The following is a 5,333-nucleotide window of genomic DNA, read 5'->3' as shown; positions in this document are numbered from 1 at the left end:
CCGATACGAAGCCACCCTTAATTTGTTTTTTCCATGCGCTCGCCGAAAGTTTTTTAGTGCCTGTGAGATCGAGCGCCGCCCGCGCGGCGCTTCGCGGGCAAGCCCGCTCCTACAGTTTGTTTCGGGCCAGTTATGCCTGTGCCATAGGCGCGCGACCGCCTGGTGTGTACGACTCGATGTCGCGCTGTACTCCGAAGGGGGGCGCGCGAAAATGCCACAGGATTCACTGGCCCGAAACAAACTGTAGGAGCGGGCTTGCCCGCGAAGCGCCGCGCGGGCGGCGCTCGATCTCAAGAGCGCCGCAGAATCCAAGCCAGGCCACAGACCGCCCAGATGCTATCTGCGCCCAACCCCCTCTGCCCCTTGATACCCCCCCCACCCTCCCCATTATCATGCCCGCCATGATCAGAGACCCTTTCGAACGACTCGGCCTGGACCGCGAGGTCCTCACCGTCAGCCAGCTCAACGGCCGCGCCCGTGTGCTGCTCGAAGACGTGTTCCGCAGTGTCTGGGTGGAAGGCGAGATATCCAACCTCGCCCGCCCGGCCTCCGGCCACCTGTACTTCACCCTCAAGGACAGCGGTGCCCAGATCCGCTGTGCATTGTTCCGGCAGAACGCTGCCAGGGTCCGCCAGGCCCTGCGTGACGGCCTGGCGGTCAAGGTACGCGGTAAGGTCTCGCTGTTCGAGGGGCGCGGCGATTACCAGTTGATCGTCGATACCGTCGAGCCCGCCGGTGACGGCGCCTTGCGCCTGGCCTTCGAGGCGCTGAAGGAAAAGCTCGGCAACGAAGGGCTGTTCAGTGCCGAACGCAAGCAGCCGCTGCCGGCTCACCCGCGCCGCATCGGCATCGTCACCTCGCCAAGCGGCGCGGTGATCCGCGACATCATCAGCGTCTTTGCCCGCCGTGCACCGCAAGTCGAGCTGAACCTGGTCCCCACGGCAGTACAAGGACGCGAAGCCATCGGCCAGATCGTCCGCGCCTTGCAACTGGCCGACAGCCTTGGTTTCGATGCACTGATCCTGGCCCGTGGCGGCGGCTCGCTGGAAGACCTCTGGTGCTTCAACGAAGAAGCCGTCGCACGTGCCATCGCCGCCTGCGTGACCCCCATCGTCAGTGCGGTGGGCCATGAGACCGACGTGTCGATCAGCGACTTCGTCGCCGACGTGCGCGCCCCGACCCCTTCGGCGGCCGCCGAATTGCTCGCACCTGACAACAGCGGCCTGCAGCAACGCCTCGACAGCCTGCAACGGCGCCTGTTACTGCGCATGCAGCACCGCCTGAGCCACGATCGCCTGCGCCTGGAAGGCCTGGCCCGTCGCCTGCGTCACCCCGGCGAACGCCTGCGCCAGCAGGCCCAGCGCCTGGATGACCTGGACATGCGCTTGCGCCGCGCCTTCATGCTCGACATGAGCCAGCGCCAGCAACGCCTGGGCCGCCTCGACACGCGCCTGGCCGCGCAGCATCCCGGGCGCACCCTCAAGCTGCTCGGACAGCGCCTGGACAGCCTCGCCGAGCGCCTGCCGCGGGCCATGCGCGAAACGCTCAAGGACCGCCGCCAGCGCTTCCAGGCGCAATTGCAGACGCTGCAGGTGGTCAGCCCGCTGGCCACCCTGGCCCGCGGCTACAGCATCCTGCTCGACGAACGCGGCCAGGCCATCCGCAGCGCCGCCCAGACCCGCAACGGCCAGCGCCTGACCGCGCGCCTGAACGAAGGCGATCTGCAGGTTCGGGTCGAAGACAACCACCAGACTCCGGTCACCCTCTCTCTACTGGACTGACACATGCCCCGTCTGCTTGCCCCCCTGCTCGCACTCTGCGCCCTGCTGCTGGCCAGCACGGCCCAGGCCAGCTACATCACCCGCACCCTCAACAAGCCAGTCCCCGGTGGCGTGGCGGTGGTCGACCTCGGCCCCGCCGCCAGTGCACCGAGCGCGCGCTTCGACGGCAAGCCGGTGCTGGTGGTCAAGGAACAGGACACCTGGCTGGCCATCGTCGGTATCCCGCTGACGCAGAAACCCGGCACAGCCACCCTCACCCAGGGCGCACGCTCCCTGCCCTTCAGCGTGGGCAGCAAGAAATACCCCGAACAGCACATCACGCTGAAGAACAAGCGCCAGGTCAATCCCGAGCCGGATGACCTCAAGCGCATCGACCGCGAGCTGGCCGAGCAGGTCAAGGCATACCGCAGCTTCAGCCCGGGCATGCCGAGCAACCTGATCCTCGACAAACCGGTCAACGGCCCCCTGTCGAGCAAGTTCGGCGTGCGCCGCTTCTTCAATGGCGAGGAGCGCAACCCCCACGCCGGGCTGGACTTCGCCGTGCCCGCCGGCACCCCGATCAAGACCCCGGCCAACGGCAAGGTGATCCTGGTTGGCGACTACTTCTTCAATGGCCGCACGGTGTTCGTCGACCATGGCCAGGGCTTCATCAGCATGTTCTGCCACATGTCCAAGGTCGATGTGCGACCGGGGCAGGTGCTGCGCCGCGGCGACGTGGTCGGCAAGGTCGGCTCCACGGGCCGGGCAACCGGACCGCACATGCACTGGAACGTCAGCCTGAACGATGCTCGAGTGGACCCGGCGATCTTCATCGGAGCGTTCCAGCCCTGAGATCGGTGACAAGCCCGCTCACACCGGGGATTTCCTGTGGGAGCGGGCTTGTCCCGCGATGGCCGCGCCGCAGTCGCATCACCTTGCGCAGCAACAAACCTCGGCACAATAAAAAATCAATAACATTCAAACGACAGCCATAAAATCTCACCCACAAGCTTTTTTTAAGCATTCCTCTCAATTTTTTTCGAACACTTGCCATCTCCCACTCCCACTGGTTAGGGTTGAGGGCATGAAAACCTCGATCACCCTCATTCTGCTCCGCCAACACCGCAGCCTTTGCCTGGTCAGTGCACGACTACCTGGGTGAACCGCGTCGCCTCGCCTCTTCATCTCGTTATCGCTTGGCAGGCCCGATCAGGCCGCACATTAAAGGATCGCTCCAAATGACCATGCTCAAAGACCCGTCGAAGAAATACCGCGCCTTCCCGACCATCGACCTGCCAGACCGTACCTGGCCGTCGAAGGCCATCACCCAGGCGCCAATCTGGTGCAGCTCCGACCTGCGTGACGGGAACCAGTCGCTGATCGAGCCGATGGACGCCGAGAAGAAGCTGCGTTTCTGGAAAACCCTGGTGCAGGTTGGCGTGAAAGAGATCGAGGCGTCGTTCCCGTCTGCCTCGCAGACTGACTTCGACTTCGTACGCACCCTGATCGAAGACGGCCACATCCCGGACGACACCACCATTCAGGTACTGACCCAGGCCCGTGAAGACTTGATCGCCCGCACCTTCGAGTCCCTGCGTGGCGCGAAGAAGGCCATCGTCCACCTGTACAACGCCACCTGCCCGGCGTTCCGCCGCATCGTCTTCAACCAGGACAAGCAAGGCGTGAAGGACATCGCGGTGAACGCAGCCAAGCTGTTCGTCAAGTACGCCGCCCAGCAGCCGGAAACGCACTGGACCTTCCAGTACTCGCCGGAAACCTTCAGCGCCACGGAGCTGGAGTTCGCCAAGGAAGTGTGCGACGCGGTGATCGAGGTGTGGAATCCGACCCCCGAGCACAAGATCATTCTCAACCTGCCGGCCACCGTGGAAGTCGCCACGCCAAACGTCTACGCCGACCAGATCGAATGGTTCTGCCGCAACGTCAACCGCCGTGACAGCGTGATCATCAGCCTGCACACCCACAACGACCGCGGCACCGGCATCGCCGCCACCGAGCTGGGCCTGATGGCTGGCGCCGACCGCGCCGAAGGCTGCCTGTTCGGCAACGGCGAGCGTACCGGCAACGTCGACCTGGTCACGCTCGCGCTGAACCTCTACACCCAGGGTATCGACCCACAACTGGACTTCTCCGACATCGACGGCGTGCGCAAGGTCGTCGAAGAGTGCAACCAGTTGCCGGTGCACCCACGTCATCCGTATGTCGGTGATCTGGTGCATACCGCCTTCTCCGGCTCGCACCAGGACGCCATCCGCAAGGGCTTCGCCAAGCAGCAGGACGGCGAGCTGTGGGAAGTGCCGTACCTGCCGATCGACCCGGCCGACATCGGCCGCAGCTACGAGGCGGTCATCCGCGTCAACAGCCAGTCCGGCAAGGGCGGTATCACCTACCTGCTCGAACAGGAATACGGCATCAGCCTGCCGCGCCGCATGCAGATCGAATTCAGCCAGGTGGTTCAGGGCGAAACCGACCGTCTCGGCCTGGAAATGACCGCCCAACAGATCTACAGCCTGTTGCACAAAGAGTACCTGCAGGCCAACGCCCCTTATGCACTGGTCAGCCATCGCCTGCAGGAAGAGAACGGCAACAGTGCCGTGGAAGTGGAAGTCGCCGGTGAAGGCGAGACCACCCTGCACTGGCGCGGCAAGGGCAACGGCGCCCTCGAAGCCCTGGTAGCCGGGCTGCCGATTGCAGTCGAGATCATGGACTACAACGAGCACGCCATCGGTGCAGGCACCAATGCCAAGGCCGCGGCCTACATCGAATTGCGCGTGGCCGGCGGTCGTCCGGTGCATGGCGTGGGTATCGATGAGAACATCACCACCGCAAGCTTCAAGGCGCTGTTCAGTGCATTGAACCGCTCGCTGAGCCAGCAGGCCGCCAAGGCGGCGTAACGGCACGCGCAGCACACGGAGCCCGCATCGGTCGATGCGGGCTTTTTCATTTCATGGCGGGCCATGATGGAGGCAAAACCTGCACATAAAAAAAAGGGGCGCCGACCAAGCGCCCCACAAGCCGTACAGCACACAACGAAATTCGTATCAGTCCAGCAGCGCCATCGCCTCGGCGCTGCAAGCTTCGATCCGCGCCCAGTCACCGTTCTTGATCCAGCTGCTATCAAGCATCCAGGTCCCGCCTACGCACATCACATTCGGCAATGCCATGTAGTTGCGCGCGTTGGCCGGGTTCACCCCGCCGGTCGGGCAGAAGCGGATATCGCCGAACGGGCCGCCGTAGGCCTTGATCGCCGCCACGCCGCCAACGATCTCGGCGGGGAACAGCTTGAAGCGACGATAGCCCAGCGCGTAGCCCGCCATGATTTCCGACGGCGTGCTGATGCCCGGCAGCAGCGGAATATCACTCTGCACACCAGCCTCGAGCACTTCGCGGGTAATCCCCGGCGTCACCACGAACTGCGCCCCCGCCGCTTCCACGGCCGCGAACATCGCAGGATCGAGCACGGTGTCGGCACCGATAAACAATTCAGGAAGCCGCTCCCGCAGCAACTGGAAGACTGGAAGAGCACACGCCTGCAATCCAGTCACATTCTAGGAT

General features: G+C 64.1%; 4 protein-coding genes. 3 read left to right on the top strand and 1 reads right to left on the bottom strand.

The annotated features are described in order from the left end of the window. Positions 1–401 precede the first annotated feature (401 nt). The 3 genes from xseA (at position 402) to leuA (ending at position 4,672) form a co-directional block, all read left to right on the top strand. Positions 402–1,781, top strand: a complete 1,380-nt coding sequence (gene xseA, locus ACPZMI_RS08825) for an exodeoxyribonuclease VII large subunit (protein WP_186667979.1) — start codon at positions 402–404, stop codon at positions 1,779–1,781. A 3-nt stretch (positions 1,782–1,784) separates the two neighbouring features. Further along, positions 1,785–2,612, top strand: a complete 828-nt coding sequence (locus tag ACPZMI_RS08820; RefSeq protein WP_426352055.1) for a peptidoglycan DD-metalloendopeptidase family protein — start codon at positions 1,785–1,787, stop codon at positions 2,610–2,612. Positions 2,613–2,998: 386 nt separating this feature from the next. Continuing rightward, positions 2,999–4,672 carry a 2-isopropylmalate synthase gene (leuA, locus tag ACPZMI_RS08815; protein WP_411383869.1) on the top strand — a complete coding sequence of 558 codons (1,674 nt, stop codon included), beginning with the start codon at positions 2,999–3,001 and terminating at the stop codon, positions 4,670–4,672. Between the two features lie 147 nt (positions 4,673–4,819). Here leuA and eda read toward each other — a convergent pair whose 3' ends face one another. Continuing rightward, positions 4,820–5,323, bottom strand: a complete 504-nt coding sequence (eda, locus tag ACPZMI_RS08810) for a bifunctional 4-hydroxy-2-oxoglutarate aldolase/2-dehydro-3-deoxy-phosphogluconate aldolase (protein ID WP_426352054.1) — start codon at positions 5,321–5,323, stop codon at positions 4,820–4,822. Positions 5,324–5,333 lie beyond the last annotated feature (10 nt).

Source organism: Pseudomonas wayambapalatensis (assembly GCF_049942315.1).
GTDB lineage: Bacteria > Pseudomonadota > Gammaproteobacteria > Pseudomonadales > Pseudomonadaceae > Aquipseudomonas > Aquipseudomonas wayambapalatensis.
This window is presented reverse-complemented; position numbering and strand designations above follow the sequence as displayed.

Excerpts from the sequence above, each read along its gene's own strand:
- xseA (WP_186667979.1), top strand. The coding sequence starts at position 402 with ATGATCAGAGACCCTTTCGAACGACTCGGCCTGGACCGCGAGGTCCTC.
- leuA (WP_411383869.1), top strand. The coding sequence starts at position 2,999 with ATGACCATGCTCAAAGACCCGTCGAAGAAATACCGCGCCTTCCCGACC.
- ACPZMI_RS08820 (WP_426352055.1), top strand. The coding sequence starts at position 1,785 with ATGCCCCGTCTGCTTGCCCCCCTGCTCGCACTCTGCGCCCTGCTGCTG.